23 protein-coding genes and 1 pseudogene are annotated in these 22,051 nt (G+C 35.4%); 12 read left to right on the plus strand and 12 right to left on the minus strand.

The features are described 5' to 3' along the window. Positions 1-135 precede the first annotated feature (135 nt). Together QWZ06_RS11055 and QWZ06_RS11060 are read left to right on the plus strand one after the other, a co-directional pair. Positions 136-1,074, plus strand: coding sequence for a helix-turn-helix domain-containing protein (locus QWZ06_RS11055; protein WP_290298030.1), 939 nt, complete (start codon positions 136-138; stop codon positions 1,072-1,074). A gap of 87 nt (positions 1,075-1,161) precedes the next feature. Then, positions 1,162-1,926 carry an SDR family NAD(P)-dependent oxidoreductase gene (locus tag QWZ06_RS11060; RefSeq protein ID WP_290298032.1) on the plus strand — a complete coding sequence of 255 codons (765 nt, stop codon included), beginning with the start codon at positions 1,162-1,164 and terminating at the stop codon, positions 1,924-1,926. Positions 1,927-1,996: 70 nt separating this feature from the next. On the opposite strand, the gene QWZ06_RS11065 is transcribed toward QWZ06_RS11060, so the two are convergent. The 4 genes from QWZ06_RS11065 to QWZ06_RS11080 all read right to left on the minus strand — a co-directional run bounded on the left by QWZ06_RS11065 (position 1,997) and on the right by QWZ06_RS11080 (position 3,945). Then, entirely contained in the window at positions 1,997-2,209 is a 213-nt protein-coding gene (locus QWZ06_RS11065; RefSeq protein WP_290298034.1) for a hypothetical protein, read from the minus strand. Between the two features lie 27 nt (positions 2,210-2,236). Further along, entirely contained in the window at positions 2,237-2,437 is a 201-nt protein-coding gene (locus QWZ06_RS11070) for a bacteriocin (RefSeq protein ID WP_290298035.1), read from the minus strand. 23 nt (positions 2,438-2,460) lie between these two features. Further along, positions 2,461-2,631 carry a bacteriocin gene (locus QWZ06_RS11075; RefSeq protein WP_290298037.1) on the minus strand — a complete coding sequence of 57 codons (171 nt, stop codon included), beginning with the start codon at positions 2,629-2,631 and terminating at the stop codon, positions 2,461-2,463. Positions 2,632-2,796: 165 nt separating this feature from the next. After that, positions 2,797-3,945 carry a methionine aminotransferase gene (locus QWZ06_RS11080; RefSeq protein ID WP_290298038.1) on the minus strand — a complete coding sequence of 383 codons (1,149 nt, stop codon included), beginning with the start codon at positions 3,943-3,945 and terminating at the stop codon, positions 2,797-2,799. A 427-nt stretch (positions 3,946-4,372) separates the two neighbouring features. Here QWZ06_RS11080 and QWZ06_RS11085 point away from each other — a divergent pair, with 427 nt between their 5' ends. The 10 genes and pseudogenes from QWZ06_RS11085 (at position 4,373) to QWZ06_RS11130 (ending at position 15,847) form a co-directional block, all read left to right on the plus strand. Then, positions 4,373-4,915 carry a DUF2867 domain-containing protein gene (locus QWZ06_RS11085; RefSeq protein WP_290298040.1) on the plus strand — a complete coding sequence of 181 codons (543 nt, stop codon included), beginning with the start codon at positions 4,373-4,375 and terminating at the stop codon, positions 4,913-4,915. A gap of 175 nt (positions 4,916-5,090) precedes the next feature. Then, a complete protein-coding gene (locus QWZ06_RS11090) occupies positions 5,091-6,977 on the plus strand; it encodes a DNA topoisomerase IV subunit B (RefSeq protein ID WP_290298041.1) in 1,887 nt (628 codons plus the stop codon). 89 nt (positions 6,978-7,066) lie between these two features. Continuing rightward, positions 7,067-7,483, plus strand: coding sequence for a hypothetical protein (locus QWZ06_RS11095; RefSeq protein ID WP_290298044.1), 417 nt, complete (start codon positions 7,067-7,069; stop codon positions 7,481-7,483). A gap of 8 nt (positions 7,484-7,491) precedes the next feature. Further along, positions 7,492-10,070, plus strand: a pseudogene (locus tag QWZ06_RS11100) (DNA gyrase/topoisomerase IV subunit A). 52 nt (positions 10,071-10,122) lie between these two features. Beyond that, complete coding sequence (locus QWZ06_RS11105) at positions 10,123-10,764, plus strand: rhomboid family intramembrane serine protease (protein WP_290298045.1); 642 nt, start codon at positions 10,123-10,125, stop codon at positions 10,762-10,764. 4 nt (positions 10,765-10,768) lie between these two features. Next, positions 10,769-12,817: a YCF48-related protein gene (locus QWZ06_RS11110; protein ID WP_290298046.1), complete on the plus strand. Its 2,049-nt coding sequence runs from the start codon at positions 10,769-10,771 to the stop codon at positions 12,815-12,817. 28 nt (positions 12,818-12,845) lie between these two features. Further along, positions 12,846-13,592: a hypothetical protein gene (locus tag QWZ06_RS11115; RefSeq protein WP_290298048.1), complete on the plus strand. Its 747-nt coding sequence runs from the start codon at positions 12,846-12,848 to the stop codon at positions 13,590-13,592. Positions 13,593-13,639: 47 nt separating this feature from the next. Then, the gene (locus QWZ06_RS11120) at positions 13,640-13,939 is read left to right on the plus strand and encodes a helix-turn-helix domain-containing protein (RefSeq protein WP_290298050.1); all 300 of its coding nucleotides are present in this window, start codon (positions 13,640-13,642) and stop codon (positions 13,937-13,939) included. 154 nt (positions 13,940-14,093) lie between these two features. Further along, positions 14,094-14,879 (plus strand): SDR family NAD(P)-dependent oxidoreductase, encoded by a 786-nt coding sequence (locus QWZ06_RS11125; protein WP_290298051.1) that lies wholly within the window; start codon positions 14,094-14,096, stop codon positions 14,877-14,879. Next, positions 14,876-15,847 (plus strand): NAD-dependent epimerase/dehydratase family protein, encoded by a 972-nt coding sequence (locus QWZ06_RS11130; RefSeq protein ID WP_290298053.1) that lies wholly within the window; start codon positions 14,876-14,878, stop codon positions 15,845-15,847. The genes QWZ06_RS11125 and QWZ06_RS11130 overlap by 4 nt, the downstream gene beginning before the upstream one ends. Positions 15,848-15,901: 54 nt before the next feature. On the opposite strand, the gene QWZ06_RS11135 is transcribed toward QWZ06_RS11130, so the two are convergent. From QWZ06_RS11135 to QWZ06_RS11170, 8 genes are all read right to left on the minus strand, one after another. Beyond that, complete coding sequence (locus QWZ06_RS11135) at positions 15,902-16,609, minus strand: hypothetical protein (RefSeq protein ID WP_290298054.1); 708 nt, start codon at positions 16,607-16,609, stop codon at positions 15,902-15,904. Next, complete coding sequence (locus QWZ06_RS11140) at positions 16,549-17,190, minus strand: L-type lectin family protein (protein ID WP_494337501.1); 642 nt, start codon at positions 17,188-17,190, stop codon at positions 16,549-16,551. Before QWZ06_RS11140 ends, QWZ06_RS11135 begins: the two co-directional genes overlap by 61 nt. Positions 17,191-17,448: 258 nt before the next feature. After that, entirely contained in the window at positions 17,449-18,021 is a 573-nt protein-coding gene (locus QWZ06_RS11145; protein WP_290298056.1) for a phage tail-like protein, read from the minus strand. Between the two features lie 565 nt (positions 18,022-18,586). Continuing rightward, positions 18,587-18,946: a DUF4180 domain-containing protein gene (locus QWZ06_RS11150; protein ID WP_290298057.1), complete on the minus strand. Its 360-nt coding sequence runs from the start codon at positions 18,944-18,946 to the stop codon at positions 18,587-18,589. Positions 18,947-18,986: 40 nt separating this feature from the next. Further along, complete coding sequence (prmC, locus tag QWZ06_RS11155) at positions 18,987-19,829, minus strand: peptide chain release factor N(5)-glutamine methyltransferase (protein WP_290298060.1); 843 nt, start codon at positions 19,827-19,829, stop codon at positions 18,987-18,989. Further along, positions 19,830-20,588 carry a peroxide stress protein YaaA gene (gene yaaA, locus QWZ06_RS11160; protein ID WP_290298061.1) on the minus strand — a complete coding sequence of 253 codons (759 nt, stop codon included), beginning with the start codon at positions 20,586-20,588 and terminating at the stop codon, positions 19,830-19,832. A 4-nt stretch (positions 20,589-20,592) separates the two neighbouring features. Then, on the minus strand, positions 20,593-21,294 hold the full coding sequence (locus QWZ06_RS11165) for a CPBP family intramembrane glutamic endopeptidase (protein WP_290298063.1): 702 nt from the start codon (positions 21,292-21,294) through the stop codon (positions 20,593-20,595). Between the two features lie 67 nt (positions 21,295-21,361). Then, positions 21,362-21,973 (minus strand): L-threonylcarbamoyladenylate synthase, encoded by a 612-nt coding sequence (locus QWZ06_RS11170; RefSeq protein WP_089736094.1) that lies wholly within the window; start codon positions 21,971-21,973, stop codon positions 21,362-21,364. Positions 21,974-22,051: the final 78 nt, after the last annotated feature.

Here is a 22,051-nt window from a genome sequence, read left to right on the forward strand (position 1 = left end):
TTTTAGTGAGTTAGTAAATACTAAAGTAGTGAAAATAATAATATGTATATCACTTGGTGTAGAAAAAAATGATATAAGTATTTTATGCTGATTAAAAATCAACTTTGTATCTTTGAATTTTACAAATAATTAGGGATGGAAAAAATAGTCCACGCTTCATTGGAAGATTTTTATAGAGAAATGACTGCCAAGCTAGGCAAGAACCTGGAAGATATTTTTCCTAAAGGTCTTCATAAAGACCTTGGACACTTTAATGTGTTTGATATCGCACAAACTCTTGAAAGGGTAAAAACCACCTCTGAAATGCCTTATAATCGACGAAAGTATTATAAGATCAGCCTTATCAGAGGAAAGAACAGAGCAGAATACGCAGATAAAACGATTTCAATAGAAAAAAATGCACTTTTGTTTGCTACTCCCAAGGTTCCTTATCATTGGGTGCCTGAAGATACCAATCAGTCCGGAAGTTTTTGCGTCTTTACAGAAGACTTTTTTATTAAAGATGCATCATACAACAATTTGGAAAGCCTGCCTATTTTTCAGCCAGGTGCTATTCCTATATTCGAAATTGAGGATGAACAGGCAGATGAAATAGAATTTCTTTTTAAGAAAATTAAAAAGGAAATTGATTCAGATTATATATTTAAATATGATCTGATCAGGAATTATGTATCGGAATTGATTCACTATGGACAAAAGCTACAGCCTGCAACAAAAATCTCAATGACAAAAGATGCCTCCATGAGAGTTGTATCTTTATTTATAGAGTTACTCGAAAGACAGTTTCCTATTGAATCCAGGGAACAGAGACTGCAACTGAAAACAGCGAACGATTTTGCAGAAAGGCTATCGGTACACGTTAATTATCTCAACAAAAGATTAAAAGAAAATACGGGAAAAACTACCACAGAATTTATCAGTGACCGTATTGCTCAGGAAGCAAAGATCCTTTTAAGGCAAACGCAATGGACTGTTTCAGAAATATCCTATGCATTGGGCTTTGAAGAAATAGCTCATTTTTCAAACTTTTTCAAAAGAAAAACAGCATTTACTCCTTTAGAATTTCGCTCATGATTTGAATTTTGCAAATTTTGGATTGATTCAGGTAAATGTTTTCTATTGTAAATAGGCCAACTTTGTAGTATTAAAATAACAAAAAATATGGAAGCAAAGACAAAAATTGCATTGGTAACGGGAGGGAGTAGAGGTTTAGGAAAAAATTCAGCTCTCAAAATCGCTCAAAAAGGACTTGATGTTATCATTACTTATAGAAGCAATAAAGAAGAAGCTGATCAAGTTGTTAACGAAATAAAAACTTTAGGCCAAAATGCAGTGGCGTTTCAATTGGATACCAAAGACCGTAAAAGCTTTGACGGGTTTGTGAAAAATGTAACAGAACATTTAGAGGAAGCCACTGGAAATCCACATATCGATTATCTTATTAATAATGCCGGAACAGCATTATATTCACCCATTACTGAAGTGACAGAAGAGCAGATGGATGATATGGTAGATATTCATTTTAAAGGAGTATTTTTCCTCACTCAAAAACTATTGCCTTTTATCAATGATGGTGGTGGGATTATTAATATTTCATCAGGATTGGCAAGATTTGCAACACCGGGGTCTTCCGTTTACGGATCAATAAAGGCTGGGGTAGAAATGCTTACCAAATACATGGCCAAGGAATTGGGAGCAAGAAAAATAAAAGCTAATGTAATCGCTCCTGGTGCTATTGAAACCGATTTTGGAGGTGGAAGAGTAAGGGATAATAAAGAGATCAATGATATGGTAGCCGGGTCTACAGCTCTAGGCAGAGTAGGGCTTCCTGATGATATTGGTGGCGTTGTTGCTTTTCTATGTACAGAAGATGCCGGATGGATTAATGGACAAAGAATTGAAGCTTCAGGGGGAATGTTTCTATAAAATAATCAAGAGAAATATTTTTATCAAAAAAACAAAAGAACCAACTGTATCAGGTTGGTTCTTTTTATTATTATAAGCCTATCGGTTCAGGAAGTACAATAGGACCATCCGGGTCTATTGGTTCCAGGGGCTCCGGTAATTGACATTTTTTTTCTCTGCATCCGGGTCCATAATATTTACAGTAACCGCTAGGAGCACATGGGTAGCTACCTAATCCCCCGTGGATTGCTTTTAATTCAGACTTTGCTAATTTTTTTCCTTTGTTTAAGTTTAGATTTTTCATGGTATTATCTTTTAATGAAGGTTGGATTTATGGTCTGCAAACTATTTGGCCACAACGTGGAGAGATGATAGTACAATAGGCTCTCGGATCATCAGAAACAATGGGCGGATCACAGTTTGGACCTTCACACGGATTTCCCGGTTGCATACAATTAAGCATACCTCCGGCAATTGTTTTTAATTCTTTTTTACTGAGTTTCTTTGCTTGTAAAGAAGTTTGTTTTTTCATAACAGTGATATTTGGTTGTTGATTTAATTCCAAGGCTCCTGTGGCATGTTTGGCTTACATTGATCTTCTGCACACTTAGGATGATATTGTCTGCATCTTAATGAGGGATCAAGACACATTAAAAGACCTCCGTTGATAGTACGCAGCTCTTTTTTACTTAATTTTTTAGCTTTAAATAATGATTCTCTTTTCATGATTCTGATTTTTAATGAGTTAGTTATTACGAATATATGAAAAGTTTCAATAGTAAATCACTTATTGAGGAAAAAATATAAATTATTATTGTATTGTTTATGGTTAAAAATGAATGAGTTGTCTAATGGTGGTTGAAATACTTCTTCAAACTACAAAGCAATTAATTATAGTTTTGAAAGATTTTCTAGAGCGCGCTCCAATGTTTCCTGTTTCTTGGCAAAGCATAAGCGAATCACATTTTCATTCAGTTTGTTTTTATAAAATGAAGAAAAAGGAACACTGGCCACTTTATGAGTAATCGTAAGTTCACTGGCAAAATCAAAATCATTTTTATCCGAAATTTTGGAATATTTTACGGCCTGGAAATAGGTGCCTTCACAATCCAGAAGTTCAAAGGATGTTCCGGAAAGTCCTTTTCTTAAAAAATCTCTTTTCTCCTGAAAGAACTGATTAAGGTGAATATAATGCTCATCGTTTTTCATGTATTCCGCTAAAGCAAGCTGAATAGGAGTGTTTACACAGAAAACATTGAATTGGTGTACCTTTCGGAACTCATCAGTTAAAGCTTTAGGTGCAGCACAATACCCTACTTTCCAGCCTGTAACATGGAAAAGCTTTCCAAATGAGGCTACAAGAAGACATCTTTCCTTTAGTTCGGGATATTTACAAATACTTAAATGCTGTTTTCCGTCAAATACAATGTTTTCATATACTTCATCACTTAAAATAAGAATAGAAGTATCCTTTACCAATTGAATAAGCTCTTGAATATCTTGCTCTTTTAATATCTTTCCTGATGGATTATTCGGATTATTAAGGATAATCATTTTGGTTTTCTCACTGATCAGATTCTTTACAACATTCCAATCAATTTCATAATCGGGTGCCTTCATTTCGAACCGCTTTACAATGCCACCAAAAAGTTCAACGGTAGGTTCGTAGCAGTCGTAAGCCGGTTCAAAAATAATAACTTCATCCTCTTTCTTGATAAAAGCGGCAATTGCTGTAAAAATAGCCTGAGTTCCACCCGCCGTAACGGTTATTTCTGAATCCGGATGATAGGTAGTTTGGTGGCTGTTCTCAATTTTTCTTGCGATTTCTTCCTTTAAACCAATCATTCCGCCTAATGGTGCATATTGATTGAATCCTTTTTTTACAAAGTGATCTACGTAGTTTAATAACTCAGAATCCGGCATGAAATCCGGAAACCCCTGAGAAAGATTAATGGCTTCATTTTCATTGGCAAGCTGTGTCATTTGGCTGAAAATAGTAGTTCCCACATTGGAAAGCTTTGATAAAGGAAGTTGTATCATAAAAAACAGATTTTGTTGATACCGAATTTAATGAATTATTTAAATAACTCATTAAAATAGTTTGTATGTTGGAAAATACAGAGGTACAAGGAATTATTTTGGTGGCTTTATTTTAAGGCGCAAAAGAATCAAAGATTCTCGGCAAGAAATATATTTTCTAATAGGTTTTTATATTATCCAGAAGAAGCAGCCCATTTTTTAGCAATCATTTACGAAATCTGTATAATCTACGAGAGATAAAATCCCAGCGTCTTACCATCGATTAAATCTAAAGAAAACTTGCGTCTTCATGTTTTCTAACAAATCCCCTTAGTATTTTCAGTAGTAAAAAAATAAACAATTGTTTAAATAATAATACTTTTTGCTTTTAAATATGTCGGGTGATGCTTACATTTGTTATGCTAAAAATAGTTTAAAGCCAATGATCATGAAAATTAAGAGGATAGAGTTTCCGGCAAGATCCATTTTGTCTCAAGGAAAAGAAAAGTTTGATTATGTAGATAGTTTTGAGGGTGGTCTGGTAGGTAACGGGCAGAATTTCGATATTACACAAATCGGAAAAGCTTTTTTTACAAGCAGCCCAAAATGGGGGAAGAAAATGTTTGCTTTCAGAAATAAAGTGGTAAGGTTATTCGGGTTAAAAACTGGTGAAAAGGTTGATCCTGTTACAGAATCCGACAGTTTTACCTGTGAAGTGGGAGAGCGAATAGGGCTTTTTAAAGTTTTTAATAAAACCAATAATGAAATTATTCTTGGGGAAGATGATAAGCATCTGGACTTCAGAATTTCTCTTTTATTTGATAAAAACCAAGGTGGGCAGGATGAAAATGCTTTAACAATTTCCACTACTGTGAAATTCCATAATTGGCTGGGAGTCCTATACTTTTTGCCTGTGCGTCCTTTTCATCAGCTCATTGTTCCTGCTATGCTTAAAAATATCATAGTCCAACTGGAAAGTACTCCATCATAATATTGAAGGGTAAATGTTGGGCGATAGACATTTATCCTTTATTTTTCATCTACTTAAGTCTACTTTTTTGTAATGCAAATCCGGATTTCAGGAAGAATGTTGATAAAAAAATGAAGACGAAAATTCGGATAATTTTGGACAATTTCGTACTTTTGTATGTTTGCTGAAATCATATATGTCACAAGAAATAAATCCAACCTACTCCGAAGATAATATCAGAACCCTCGATTGGCAGGAACATATCCGTTTGCGCCCCGGCATGTACATCGGGAAGCTCGGTGACGGTTCTTCTGCCGATGATGGTATTTACATTTTACTTAAAGAAATCCTGGACAACTCTATTGATGAGTTTAGGATGAGATCCGGTAAAAGAATTGAAATAAAGCTGGATGACGGCAAGGTTACGATCCGTGACTTTGGTCGTGGAATTCCGCTGGGGAAAGTCGTAGATGCCGTTTCCAAAATGAATACCGGAGGTAAATACGATAGTAAGGCGTTCAAGAAATCTGTCGGACTGAATGGGGTGGGTACCAAAGCTGTAAATGCCCTTTCAGAGTATTTCAGAGTACGTTCTTTCCGTGATGGAAAAATGAAGGTAGCGGAGTTTTCCCGCGGTATGATCAAAGAAAACTTTGATGAAAAAGAGACCTCAGACAGAAACGGAACTGAAATTTCATTTATTCCCGATGGAGAAATCTTCCTGCACTTCAAATACAGAAAAGAGTATATCGAAAGAATGCTCCGAAACTATGCGTATCTGAATCCGGGACTGAAAATATTATTCAATGGGGAAACCTATTTTTCTGAAAATGGGTTGAAAGACCTTTTGGAAGAAGAGCTGGAAAGTGATATTCTTTATCCGATCGTTCACTTAAAAGATGAGGATATTGAAGTGGCCATTACCCATTCTGATAAATCACAGACAGAAACTTATTTTTCATTTGTTAACGGACAGAATACAACACAAGGTGGTACTCACCTTAATGCTTTCCGTGAGGCATATGTGAAAACAATTCGTGAGTTTTTTAATAAGAATTTTGACGCTTCTGATATCAGAAAATCAATTATTGCAGCAATTTCCATCAATGTGGAAGAGCCGGTTTTTGAATCTCAGACTAAAACTAAACTAGGTTCCAATGATATGGGGCCAAACGGTCCTACCGTAAGAACTTTCATTATTGATTTTCTGAAAAGCAAATTAGATAATTTCTTACACAAGAACCCTGAAATAGCAGAAGCAATCCAGCGAAAGATTCTGATCTCTGAGAGAGAGAGAAAAGAACTTTCCGGAATCCAGAAACTGGCAAGAGAAAGAGCTAAAAAAGTATCTCTTCATAATAAAAAACTGCGTGACTGCAGACAACATTATAACGATCAGAAAGCTGAAAGAAAAGGAGATACACAGATCTTTATTACCGAGGGAGATTCCGCATCAGGATCCATCACCAAATCAAGAGATGTAGAAACCCAGGCGGTATTCTCATTAAAAGGAAAACCTTTGAATTGCTATGGTCTTACGAAAAAAGTGGTGTATGAGAATGAGGAGTTCAACCTTCTTCAGGCAGCTTTAAATATTGAAGAAAGTTTAGAAGACCTAAGATATAACCAGGTTATCATTGCAACCGATGCCGATGTCGATGGAATGCACATCCGCTTGTTGATGATCACATTCTTCCTGCAATTCTTCCCGGATCTGATTAAAAATAATCACCTTTATATCCTTCAGACCCCATTATTTAGGGTTAGAAATAAAAAAGAAACCAGATATTGTTATTCAGAAGCGGAAAGAGTAAAAGCATTAAATGACCTTGGAAAGAATCCTGAAATTACCCGATTCAAAGGATTGGGAGAGATCTCTCCGGATGAATTTAAGCATTTCATTGGTAAAGACATCCGTTTAGAACCCGTGGTAATAGGGAAAGATCAAACTATAGATCAGTTATTGGAATTTTATATGGGTAAAAATACACCAGATAGACAAACTTTCATTCTTGAGAACTTGGTAGTGGAAGATGACTCTGATATTGATAAGAAACACATTCTTGATGAAGTAAGCAGCTAATAACTGAAGAACACCATATAAGAATCACAATGAGATTAAGTAACCGTAGTAAAGCATCATTTTATAACTTTATACACACATTGCTGCTGATGATCGCAGTATTTGGAATAGTAGGATTTGTAGTCAATAAGTACAGATTTCATGCATTAGGGAACGAAAGCTACCTGATGATTGTAGTTCCCCTATTATTGCTTTTCATATTTCATTTTAATGGAAGACAGATCTTTGAATATGATAGCGATGGGGAAGCATTGCATTTTAAGAACAGGAATATCATTCCTTTTTTAAGCAAAGCTCTCCACGATGAATTTCCAAAATATAAGCTGATAAAATATGATGTAGTCAGTATTTTTTTCATCAAGAGATTATACATTACAGTATCAAGTAAGAATAATGGGTCTACCATTCTGAAATATCAGATTTCTTATTTGACCAGAAAAGAAGTAAACGATTTAAAACTCTCTCTGAATAAAGTTGTAAAAGCTAATAAAGAGAAAAAAGATTAATATAACAGATGACGACAGAAGAATATTCGCATGAGGGTGACAGCTTAAAGAAGGTTTCCGGTCTCTATAAAGACTGGTTTCTGGATTATGCTTCCTATGTAATTTTGGATAGGGCTATTCCTTCGATATTTGACGGGCTGAAGCCTGTTCAGCGAAGAATTATGCACTCTATGCGGGAACTGGAAGATGGCCGTTACAATAAAGTGGCCAATATCGTGGGAAATACCATGAAGTATCACCCTCATGGTGATGCCTCCATTACTGATGCCATGGTGCAGGTTGGGCAAAAAGAATTGCTGATTGATACCCAGGGAAACTGGGGGAATATCTATACAGGAGATTCTGCAGCAGCAGCAAGGTATATTGAAGCGAGACTGACTCCTTTTGCCCTGGAAGTTGTCTTTAATCCTAAAACGACAGAATGGACAAAATCCTATGATGGTAGAAATAACGAGCCCATTGATCTTCCGGTAAAATTTCCTTTGCTTCTGGCTCAGGGAGTAGAAGGAATTGGAGTTGGACTTTCCACAAAGATTCTCCCGCATAACTTCAACGAGCTTATTAATGCTTCTGTAGCCCATTTAAAAGGAAAAAGATTTGAGATTTATCCGGATTTTTTAACAGCCGGTTATCTTGATGTATCAGAATACAATGATGGCCATAGAGGCGGAAAAGTAAGAGCAAGAGCAAAGATCACACAGACGGATAAACATATGCTGGTGATCTCCGAACTTCCCTATTCTAAAACCACGAGCGATCTGATCGATTCTATCTTAAAAGCGAATGAAAAAGGAAAGATCAAGATCAAAAAAATTGAAGACAATACGTCCGATAAAGTAGAGATCCTGATCCATATTCATAATGATGTTTCTCCGGATAAGACGATTGATGCCTTGTATGCTTTCACAGACTGCCAGGTAACGATTTCTCCGAATGCCTGTGTGATTGTTGGCGATAAACCAATGTTCATGAATGTTTCCGATATTCTTAAAACTAATACGGATCATACGGTTTCCCTGTTGAAAAAAGAACTTGAGATAGAACTTCATGAGCTTCAGGAAAGCTGGCATTTCTCTTCGTTGGAAAGAATCTTCATCGAAAACAGAATCTATCACGATATCGAAGAAGTGAAGAGTTGGGAAGAGGTGTTAAAAACCATTGATAAAGGGTTGAAACCTCATACGAAACACCTTTTAAGAGCCGTAACAGAAGAAGATATTCTAAGATTAACGGAGATCAGAATCAAGAGAATTTCAAGATTTGATTTAGATAAATTTAAAGAAAACATTGCCTCTCTTGAAGGGAAAATAGAGCAGGTAAAATACCACCTTGCGAATCTGATCGCTTATGCGATTGAGTATTATCTGAATATACAAAAGAAATACGGAAAAGATAAGCAGAGAAAAACAGAATTGAGAATCTTTGATACCATTGATGCAACAAAAGTAGCCGTAGCGAATGAGAAATTCTATGCCAACTTTGAAGAAGGGTTCATTGGGACATCATTGAAGAAAGATCAGTATTTATTTGATTGTTCGGATATTGATGATATCATTATTTTCAGAAAAGATGGTAGCATGAAGGTGGTAAAAGTAGAAGCTAAGACATTTGTAGGAAAAGATATTCTCCACGTTGCCATCTGGAAGAAAAATGATAAGCGAACGGTCTATAACATGATTTACCGTGAAGGTAGAGAAGGTCCTTATTATATGAAACGTTTCTCTGTAACAGGAGTCACAAGAAATACAGACTATCCGCTAGCTTCAGATAAAAAAGGTTCAGAGACATTGTATTTTTCAGCCAACCCGAATGGGGAAGCAGAAACGGTTACGGTTCTTTTAAAACCAAACCCAAGAATCAGAAAGAATAAAATGGAGATCAATTTCTCTGATCTGGCTATTAAAGGCCGTGATTCTAAAGGGAATTTGGTAACGAAATATGCCGTGAAGAAAGTAGACCTTAAAGAAGAAGGCGTTTCTACACTGGCTCCAAGAAAGATCTGGTTGATGATACGGTAAGAAGACTGAATGCTGATGCAAGAGGTACCTTGTTAGGAAATTTCAAAGGAGATGACAGAATATTAACCATCAATACCAATGGCGAGGTAAAATTGGTTTCATTTGATCTTGGGAACCGTTTTGATGATGAATATCTGGTATTGGAAAAATGGAAGCCGGAACAACCTATTACGTGTATCTACTATGATGGGGAAAAGGATATTTATTTCATCAAGAGATTCTTGTTAGAGAATACGGTGAATGTCCAGATCTTTATGCCATCCGAGCACCCGAAATCGTTCATAGAGAATGTAATCGTAGCGAATGATGTCACCGCAGAAATTATTTTTGCTAAAGATAAAGGTAAAGAACGTGATTCGGAAACCATTAATATCGACGAATTTATTGCGGTAAAAGGAATAAAAGCAATTGGTAATCAGTTTACCAAATTTAAAGTAAAAGCCATCAATATTACCATTCCTGAACCTGTAGAAGAGGAGCCGGAGGTATATGAAGATCCTGAACCAACAGGAGATATAGATGAAGACGGAGGCGTTATTGGTGATCTGTTCAGGAAGATGGAGAAATGAGAACAGAATAGATACTATAAACATATTATAAGGATACAATAAAAAACATCAGATGGATATATTGGTTTTAATTATTATTGCAGTCACTTGTGTATTCAGTTACATGGGATTCAACAATCCGGGTTTATTTGAAAAATATAAATTCAATGTTGGAGCGATTGCAAACCGTAAAGAATATATAAGGCTCATCAGTTCTGCATTTTTACATGCAGACTTTATGCACCTGTTTTTTAATATGCTTTCCTTGTACTTCTTTCAGGGGGTAGTGGTTCAAATGTTTGGAGAAATAGGGTTTTTGATTATCTATTTTGGATCGATGATCCTTGGAAACCTATTCAGCTTACAGATATATCAGAAACAACCATGGTATTCGGCTATCGGAGCATCCGGAGCTGTTTCGGGAATTATTTTTGCATCCATAGCCATGGCTCCCAATGAGATCAGTGTCAACTTCTTGCCGGGATGGCTGTTTGGAACATTGTATTTCGGATATTCCGTATATATGATGCTAAATCCAAAGCAATGGGATAATCTGGGACATGCTGCTCACCTTGGAGGAGCATTTTTCGGGCTTATTTACTCAATTCTTCTGCATCCGCAACAAGCAATGAGTAATATTCTCTATCTTGGAGTAATGTCATTACCATTGATTTATCTGGGATATCAGATTTTTATAAAGAAAAGGATCAATTAAAAGAATGAAAAAAACTATAAACCTACTTTTAGTGCTTGTAAGTAATTATTTTTTAGCACAAAATGATTTTACACTAATCACTCCTAAACCTTCAGATTCTAAAGCCAATAAAATTGTTTTTTCCAACAATAGCTTAGGGTATATTATCAATAGTAATAAAGAATTGTTATCTACTAATAATAAAGGAGTTACCTGGAATGTTAAACAGAAATTGAATTTTTTCCCACGCGATATAAAATTCAGAAATAATATAGGATTTATTGTAGGAGACAATACGGTTCTCCGCTCTGATGATTATGGGGTGACCTGGAATCCTGTAAATACTTATGGATTTTTATTAAACTCTATCAATTTTATCAATGATGATGTGGTGTATATTTCCGGACAGACGCAGACATTAAAATCTTCGGATAAAGGACTTACGTTTCCTGTTAATACAACCATGTATAATATGTCGGCAGCCATTACGGTCTTTACAGATGCTAATACAGCTAACGTTGCGACTTATGATGGAAGGTTACTGAGAACAGTAGATGGAGGAAACAGTTGGGTAACTGTTTATTCTGATTCAAGTTCAAATAATGGGTTTTACTCTGTTGTTTTTCCATCCCAAAATGTAGGATATGCAAACAAAGGCTTTGGAAATATGCTTAAGACTACTGATGGTGGGCAGACCTGGACTACTTTAAGCGAGAGTATCTATTATAGAGAAGCATACGGGATGCAGTTTTTTGATGAAAACAATGGGTTTACAGTAGGAGATGGCGGTGCCATCTATAAAACAACAAATGGAGGTACTTCATGGCAATGGATTAGTTCGTCTCCAACATTTGTCTATGGTGATGATTATGATTTAAACGGACTGTATTTTTTTGATACTCAAAATGCTATTTGTGTTGGAAATAACGGTAGAATCATAAAAACCCAAAATGGAGGCACAACCTGGTCCAATTATTCACCCACTTACGATATTATTAATGAACTACATTTTACAGATGCTAATAATGCGTATATGAAAACAGATAGGGGAGGTTTTTTCAAAACATCAAATGCCGGAGACTCCTGGGAGAAAGTCCAATATCCTCCTCACCAGTCTTATAGTCATAAATTTTCTTTCCTGAATGAAAATGTAGGATACTCAATTGGAGCCAACCAGGGAGTTGTATACAAAACAACAAATGGAGCTCAAAGCTGGGTAGCAAGCCCGGTTATTCAATATGAGCCATTGTATGCTGTAAGCTTCCTGAATGAAAATGTAGGCTATGTAAGTGGTGGATATGATACATCAAATAAAGGAATATATAAAACAGTAGATGGAGCATCTACATGGCAGAAAATCTCAAATATGAGATTTTCCAGTTTTAAATTTTTCAATAATAATGTAGGTTTCGGAGTTGTATCAGGATCTTTGGGAAAGCTATATAAAACTTTGGATGGAGGAATTACCTGGAATATATGCCTTAATGAAGGTACTTCGAGCATATATTATGATATTCTGAATGAAAACCAGATCTTTCTGCAAGGGGATAATGGTAATTTCTTTAAATCAAATGACGGAGGAAATACATGGATGAAGCTTCAAACACCTTCTTATGGTTTTGATAAAATTAAATTTGTAAATCAGAATACAGGGTATGTTGCAAATAAAGAAATGGTATATAAAACGGAAGACGGTGGAACTACCTGGAATATGATTTTAAATAATAACTACGATTTTGATATAATAACATTGGAAGTTGGTGGTGATTATTTATATTTGTCTGGTAATGGAGGTAGAGTTTATAAATATTCGTTAGGCTTCTTATCTGCGAGTGAGGTTGGGGTAAATAGTAACAACATTAAAATCTATCCTAATCCTGCAACAGATTATGTTACAGTAAGCTCTAAGAAGAAAATAAAAGAGATCAAATTGATTGATATTTCAGGGAAAACGCTAAAAACCGTTATAAATACACCCCAAATCAATGTATCTGAGTATCATCCGGGAATGTACTTTATGGAGATAATTTTTGGTGACAACACCAAGCAAGTAACCAAAATTATCAAAAAATAGCGGGATATATTTAAGATAATAAAAACCAATGAACACATCAGAATTCAACAGTTTCATCGTGATACTTATCTATGGTTCATTGGTTTTGCTTTCTCTGCTGAACATTGCCAATCCTTTAAAAGTAAACCGAAAAGCCAACTTCTGGTTCGGGATCTTTCTTTTTCTCTGGTCTACCTTCTGGATGGATGAAGTTCTTTTCCTGATAACAGGTTCAATGATCGAATTTCATTCCCTTTTTCTGATTCGACTTATACAATATCTCACCCCCATCTTTTTTTACTTCAGTGTATTATTTTACACCAATCCTTCTTTTACCTTTAAAATAACGGATGTGAAATTTTTGCTGTTTCCAGCAGCATTCCTGGTTTGCCTTGTATTGTCAAGTCTTGGTTATACCACTCCTTTTGAATTTCTGAGCATTATTTTGATCCTGATTCAGGCGTTATTCTATACTGTACTTTCTTATATTACGATCAGAAAACACCAACAGAAAATTCAGCAGTTCTCTTCCAATACAGAAGGAATCAATCTGAACTGGCTCGAATACATTATTCTGGTAATTCTTGCGGTAAACATTATCTATGTCGTTTACAATCTGTTTTATGATCCCAAATCATTAAACTTTTTTATCAATGCAGTATTCCTATTAGTTATTTACTGTGTAGGATACTATTCTTTGAAACAAAAAGAAATTTATCCATTAGAAGAAAAACAACGGGAGGAATTGATCTCTATTGAGGATAATACAAATTCGGAAGAAGTAAAAAGAAACTAATTCCTGATGAAGAACTTATCAAGATCAAAATGCAGCTTGAAAGCATTATGGAAATCCAGAAACCTTACCTGGATAGTGAGTTGAATCTTATCAAGCTGGCAGAAATAGTATCCGTTTCTACCCATCATTTGTCTTATGTGATTAACACCGGTTTCCAAAAGAACTTTTTCCAGTATGTAAACGAGTACAGAGTGGAGTATGCTCAAACACTTCTGAAGGATTCCAACAGCAAACTATCCATTCTTGGAATTGCTTACGAATCAGGGTTTAATTCCAAGACATCTTTTAATACAACCTTTAAAAAATTGACCGGACAAACTCCGTCTGAGTTTAAAAATAGGTTCTGATTTATAAACTTTTACTTTTTGTGATTATTTAAGTGCTTGGTTTTTAATTATTTAAATACGTTCTGCAATTTTTGTTGAAAATAAGTTCGTCCAGATAACTCGGAACATTAAAAAGCTCCTCTCATGATAGCTTTGTACTGTAAAATTTAATCTTATGGATACTAAAGAATCATACGCTGTGGTAACAGGAGCAAGCCAAGGACTGGGCAAAGCCTTTGCTGAAAATCTGGCCCGGAAAAATATCAATGTCATTTTGGTAAGTCTTCCCAACCAGAACTTAAAAGAACTTACTCATAGACTTGAGGAGATATACCGTATAAAAGCTCATTATTATGAAGTGGATCTTTCGGTTAATGAAAATGTGATGAAGCTTACAGAATGGCTTAATTCGTCTTTTCATATTCATATTCTGATCAATAATGCAGGACTTGGAGGTACCAGAAAGTTCACCGAAGCAACTTCAGATTATATCAATACCATTCTGCAGGTCAATGTAACCGCTACATCATTGATTACCCATCAGCTGCTACCCAATCTTTTAAAACAACCCAAAGCTTATATTTTAAATGTTTCCAGCATGGCCGCATTTTCTCCGATAGGGTTTAAAACCGTATATCCTGCTTCTAAAAGCTTTATCCATTCTTTTTCCAGAGGTTTGCATGAAGAATTGAAAGGCACTAGTGTTTTTGTAAGCGTGGTGAATCCGGGTGCCATGAAAACTAACGCAGATGTCTGCAAGAGAATTGAAAAACAGGGCTTATTTGGAAGATTGACGCTTTTAAATCCTGATAAAGTGGCAGCAAGATGTATTCAACGGTTATTTAAAAAAGATTCCGTAATTATGGTCAACCCAATAAGCTGGCTGATGATGAAGATTCTTCCGATATGGATAAAACTTCCTCTCATGACCCAAGCCATTAAAAGAGAGATCGAAGCATGAAAAAAGTTTTTGTAACCGGAGCCACAGGGCTTCTGGGAGCTAATGTTATCATTAAATTATTACAAGATGGTTATTCTGTTATTGCTCTGGTGCGCCAGAAAAGCAAATATCTGGGTGAAGAAAATGAAAACTTGACATTGATTGAAGGGAGCCTGATTTCTGATCTCTCTTCATACCTTACCAATATTGACTGTATTATTCATATGGCTGCAGAAACGAACCAAAACCTGATTCGTTATGAAGATTATAGAAAAATAAATTACGATATCACTATAAAGCTCTTCTCCCAGGCAGAAGCTTGTGGAGTCAGACGATTTCTGTTGGTAAGCTCAGCTAACACCATAGGATATGGAAGTGAAAAAGAACCAGGAAATGAGAAAGCACTTCAAAAATATCCTTTTACAGACTCCTTTTATGCGCAGAGCAAGTTGGAAGCTGAAAATTATCTTTTAGAAAACCGTAAAAATACAGGAGTCATTATTCTGAATCCCACATTTATGATCGGAGCTTATGATACAAAACCAAGTTCCGGGAAACTGATTTTCTGGGCCTGGAAAAAGAATCTGGTATTTTATCCGAAAGGAGGGAAGAACTTTGTACATGTGGAAGATGCTGCCATCGGAATATTAAATGCAATTGAAAACGGAAGAGATGGAGAAAAATATCTTTTAGCCAATGAAAATTTAAGTTACAGAGAGTTTTTTAATAAAGTAAACCGAATTACCCATCAAAAACCAGTTATGATAGCCATTCCCAATACGTTTTTAAGCTTCCTTGGATGGATTGGGGATGGGTTGAGAAAACTGAAAATAGAAACAAACCTCAGTACTTCCAATATGAAAGCGCTTCAGATCAGAAATTATTATTCTCATCAGAAATCAATAGAAGAGTTTCGGATTCAGTACCAGCTTATTGATAAAGCGATTGAAGATGCTGTTCAGTATTTTATTAAAAGTAATAAAGGTTGATTTTTCATTTCGTTCATTAAAAAAAGCCAGCTTTTAAAAGCTGGCTCTGTCCAATTATTTTGTTATCGTTTGTGTTATATTTCTATTGGAAACAACGCAGGCTTTGCTGCAGTTATTTGTACTTGAAATATTAACCTGTACCAATGCTGGCAATGACCTGTATTCTTCCTTATTATAAGGAGCTTCAGTGCCATTTCTTCCACCGCCTTTAATATCATACTGAATTTGGGCAACTCCGGTAAATCCACTCGCAGGCCTAAAAGAAAGCGCTCCGGTAGTGGGTAAATAGGTCCATGTTCCCTGACTGTTGGTGTAAACACCACCTGTTATGTTCGGAATTACAGCTCCCTTGTTATCCAAAAATCTGAATGAATTAAAATCAAGGTTATTATATGAAAGTGTTGGTGGGTTTTGACCACTTGCTGAAGAATAAGCTGCATCATTAAGCAAAGGATAATAGGTTGACTTGATGCCCGGGCAGCCTGCAAACAGGTCATCTGTTACTTCGGCAGCATAAGGCCTTGTAACCCCTAAGTTTCTCAATAAATGGATATTTTTGGCCGCTCCTGTAGAAGCTGCAAATCCAATTCTAAAAGTAGAAGGAGCTGAAGTATCCAGAGTTCTTACCCTAGTGTTGGATATGGTAGTCTCGGTATATTTCAGAGAAGTAGGGTAATAATAATTATCAATTACTTTCTCCTTTATGTTTCCATGCTGTATTTCCAGGGTAATATTGTAACCGCCTGCCGGATTGGGAACCAAACGACATATGCTTTACGAAATCTTGCATCATTTTCATTTTGAGGAAACGTAGTTCCTCCACTTTCAATGCTGAATTGCTGAAGATTCGGGTTTTTAATACCGATATATTTTCCTGTTGCAGTATCCAGATAAGCAGACCTGTTATTGCTGGTAGTGGAGGCATTGGTTGCTATACTGTAAAGCAACGGATACCCGTTATATCCTGCAGGCTCAGCCGATGATAAATATTGGTTTCCACGCTTACCTCTTAAAGAGACATTGCTTCGCCCATCAGCCAGTGTTACTCCAAATATTCCATTTCTGACTCTTTCACCCTGGTTAAAGCTTGTTTTAAAATTTCCAAATTCATCCAGCCCTATTCCAAGATAGGCTCCTCTCAACCCTTCGGTAGATTCCCGGCCTCGTACAAAACTATAACCTAATCCTCCTCCAAAATATCCAAGATTAAGTTGTTCTTTAGGGATAGATCCGTCTACCAGGAATATAGAAATACCATCTCCTCCATTACTGTTGCCTCCATAAATGGCAAATTCAAATTCAAATTTAATTCCCTGATCACTTTTAAATGTCTTATCCGCCAAGATAACTCCTCCTGAAATGTTATTGACGCTGCGGGTTAGTCGTAATCCGTCTGTGGTAAAGGTAGCGTCATTCTGAACACCACTTGTTGCTACTTTATAAGCTTCCTGAGGCTGTAATCCCTCTGTAAAGTTGACAAATAGGGATATCCGGTTCCCTGTTCATTCTGTGCATAAATATTTTGAGCGAAAATGACCAGGAGAAAAGTAAGCAAGAATCTGTTGTATTGTATAATTGATTTACTTTTTATCATACTTCAATTATTTGACAACAAAAACAATATTGATAAAAGAACAGTCTGTAGCGGCTGCTTTTACATCATACTTCATTACACCATCATCAGAAATAGTAATATTACTGAATACATTAGGATCAGCATCAGTTACATAATAGTAAAGATCTTTGCTTGAAGGGAAAAAAGGAATGGATGCAGGAGCACTGGTACTTTTGGCTTTTGGTGATCCAAACTGAGTTTTATACAGCGTATATAAATCTTTAGTTCGGCCAGCTACAGTGGTAGAAGTATCAAAAGAAACACTTGGCATATAAAACATTTTTACAGCATTATTGCTAATACATAACCAATCCGGATTGGTTGGGGTTCCCACATTCTGACTTAAACATTTCTTATCAGTATCATAAATAAGAAGTGAGTTGGCCGGATTTGAAATAGCATCTCTTTTTGCAGTAGTAAGTCTCGGTATCAACATTCCCTTATCCTGACTGTAAATATCAAGGGCTGCACTGCCGTCTGGTTTGGGTGTGTTAATCCCTACTTGGGCAAATGAAAACGAACTTACTAAAACGATCGGTAGAAATAATTTTTTAATCATGATGTTCTTAAATAATTTTTTATCTAGGTATTTTATGTTTTTTTTAATGGTTATGTTTTTAGTTAGGAGAGAATCTTCAGGAGGCTTAATTCCATAAAGGAAATAAGAATCCCTAACAGTTCATTGAAACAATGAATTGTTACGTTCAAAAAATGACATAATAAGGCCTTTTATTTCAAAAGCCAATAACAGATAGAACAACGATGTCTCATAAAGAAACATGCTATGTTTAACCGGAAAGTCGAAAAAAATGAATTGAATTAAGTGGCGGTGTAAGCCCTTAAATAATTAAGATTCATATTCCCTCGTGTTTTTTGTAAATGTACGAATAAAATATGAAAGGGCTTGTTTTCGGGTTGTTAATTTTTATTTTCCTTAATTAGTTGATTTAATTATTATATTTTAGTTTAAATTTTTATATAATTAATAAATTATTGAGATTGTTTTTAATGTGTAAATCTTTGTATTTTATTAAAAATTTGAAAAATAAACGGTGTAGACAGGTAGAAATTGGGAAAAATACTTTAAATTTTTCTTTTTTTTATCTAAAGAACTGAAAAATAGTCTAGTTTGAAAAATGAGTCAACGCCTCTTCCAACGTTTCTACAAAATTGACATGCCCGGTTTTATTACTTTCAAAGATGAAATCCCTCATGCTTTTGCTTTCGTATTTATTAAAATCGCCAACAATAGCTAATCCAATGCGGTAATTTGAAAATTTTTGCAGAATTTCTCCAGCTATTTTAGTCCTCAGGTCAAAAAAGGCCGGAGTAATATTTTTTTCATAGAGAACTACTTTATCAAATCCTTGATAATAGATGTTTCCCATAAGATCTAATGCGTCTTCTGCTGATTGGATAATGATTTGATATGAAGTTACTTCTGCGATTTGCCTGTTTCCGACATTGTGCGGTTTGATCACCATGATTTCTGTGATGTATGGTTATTATACAGGATAAAATTACTTATTTTCTACCATAAATAAACCGATCATTTTCAGATAAGTCTTTTAACAGTTGTGCGTTGGAGAAATAGTGATATAGTTCCAACGTTTCTTGCCCCAACTTTTGATTGATCTCTAAAAATAAAAGTCCGTTATTTTTCAAATGTTCTTGGGAATCCTCTGCAATCTTTCTGTAAAAAATCAAAGCATCAGATGTAGGGGAGAAAAGCGCCATTGTAGGCTCAAATCCTTTCACCGAATCAGCAATTTCCGTTTCCTCTTCAACGCCTATATAAGGTGGATTTGAAATGATAATGTCGTATTCTTCAGTTAATTGGGTGTTCAGATAGTCTGCATGGATGAATTGAATATCAAGCTGATGATAATCTGCATTTCGTTTGGCTGTTTCAAGTGCCTTTTCAGAAAAATCTATTGATGATACTTCAGCATCAGGAAAATGTTTCTTTAAAACCAAAGGAATTACACCACTTCCGGTACCAATATCAAGAATCTTTAACGCTTTATTTCCTGATTTTTTAATCTCCTGAATGGCAATTTCAAGAAGCTCTTCCGTTTCCGGGCGAGGGATCAATACATTTTCATCCACTAGAAATTTCATTCCGTAAAACTCCGTCTCACCAAGAATTTGTTGATAAGGTCTTCCTGTTTTTAAAATTGAAATCAATTCACCAAGCTTTTGTTCATCATCTGTCAAAAGTTCCTGTTCTGAAAATCTTCTTTGTTCAAAAGAATCAAAGCCTGTAATTTTCTGAATAAATATTGAGGCTAAAAAAGCGCTTTCCGACTCAGTATAAAGGCCGGAAAGTTCTGCTTTGAAATATTTTTTATATGCTGAAACTGTCATTTATCTCGTGAAAACAAGTTTAGTGTCTGTAGATTTTTCTTCATCAATTCTATAGCCTTCATAGTTGAAAGCTTTTACATCTTCCAGTGTTTTGGCATTGGTTTCTGCACAGAATCTTACCACGAGACCTCTTGCATGTTTTGTGTACACTACAATGGTTTTCAGTTTACCTTCTCTTAATTCATAAAAATCAAAATCAATTACCTTATGGTTCAGTTTTTTTCTATCAATAACTTTTCCATATTCATTGCTGGCCAGGTGAAGCAGGATTTCTCCTTTTTTCATTTCAGAATTCAGTTGCTCTGTGATCTTCTCTCTCCAGAATTCATAGAGATTTTTGTACTGATCGAATTCAAAAGGACGTCCCATTTCCAGTCTGTAAAGCATTACTTTATCAGAAGGTTTCAGAAGACCGTACAATCCGGAAAGCATTCTGTAGTTTTTTTGAAGGTAATCTACGGCATCTTTATCAAGCGTTTTAGCATCCAATCCTCTGTACACTTCGCCTGTAAAAGCAAACATAGCAGGAGTAGATTCTTTCGCAGTAGGCTTTGATTTCCATTTTTGATTTCTTTCCCAGTTTTCATCAGCCAGCTTTGGCGAGATCTCCATAAGCTCAGAAAGATATTTGGGTGATTTTTCCTTTAAATAAGTTTGTATAAATGCTGCATCTTCAATGAATTTAGGAGTAGTAGATTTCAACAAATCGGTTGAATTTTCTACATTCATTAATTTGGCAGGTGATGTTACAATTTTCATAATATTAAAATACAGATAAATGTTTAAAATCAATAAAATTCATGGCCATCAGTGAGATCAGATCGATCATAAAATGACAGACGATCAGAATTTTAATGTTTGAATATTTTTTATAAAACATAGCAAAAACGACTCCAATAAAGAAAGGTACTACTACCTGGCCAATGGTTCCGTAAGTGCTGTGCAGAATTCCGAATAAAGCTGCGGAGACTAAGATCCCCGAAAGCGAACTGTTATATATTTTCTCAACCCTAGGTTGTATATAACCTCGCATCAGAAGTTCTTCAACAATGCCCGCTGTAAGGCATGTGAAAATAATTAAAAAGTAATTATTTTTAAAAAGGGTGGTGAATTGCAGAATTTTACTACTGTCTTCTTTATGGATGAAAAACTGAATCAATACATTCAGAATAGCTCCCCCGAATACACAGATCAGATATAGACAGATCACTGCTTTTATATTGAATGCAACAGAATACTTTTTTTCTTTTTTAAGCAAAAAAGAACCCTTTTCAATAAAGAGACTGTACAGAAATAAAATGAGCAAAACAGCCCAAATAGCAAGTCTGCTAAAAAAGAATATAGTACCCGTAACGATCTTTACTCCTGTAATCATACTGATAACAGGGAATACGTAAAGCATCACAATGCCTAAAAGCACAAATGTGAGCAGAATTCCTACAGAATATTTTCCATTAAGTCCCATACAACCTACCAACCGTAATTCTTACTTTGAATCTGAACCTTGAATTTTAAATGTCAAAAGATTTAAACTAAATAATTCCTTTTCCCTGACGAATAATTTCCGGCTCACCAGAAGTAAGGTCTACAATAGTGGAAGCTACATTATCACCATATCCTGAGTCGATAACAATATCTACCAGGTGATCATATTTTTCAGCGATCAATTCCGGGTCGGTAGAGTATTCGATAATTTCATCATCATCTCTGATAGAAGTTGAAGCAATAGGATGTCCTAGCTTTTCAACAATAAGTTGCGGAATCGGGTGATCCGGAACACGGATACCGATTGTTTTATGTCCTTTATAAGCCAGAGGTAAACTTTTGTTAGCTTCAAGAATGAAAGTGAATGGTCCCGGAAGATGACTTTTCAGAAACCTGAAAACTGAAGTATCAATAGGCCTTGTAAAGTCGGAAAGATGACTCAGATCATTACAAATAATCGAGAATTTTGACTTTTCAAGCTTTAATTTTTTCAATTGAGCCAACTTTTCCATGGCTTTTATATCAAAAATATTACAGCCAAGTGCATAAATTGTATCTGAAGGATAGATAATCAATCCGCCATTATTTAATGTTTTAATGACTTCATTCACAAGATTTTCCTGTGGATTGTCGGGATAAATTTTTAATATCTTTGCCATAAAACAAAGATACAAATAATAAAATAGTTTTCATAAAAGTCCTTTATTTAAAAGAAAAATTAGGATTTGTGAAAAATA

Source organism: Chryseobacterium tructae, assembly GCF_030409875.1.
Lineage (GTDB): Bacteria > Bacteroidota > Bacteroidia > Flavobacteriales > Weeksellaceae > Chryseobacterium > Chryseobacterium tructae.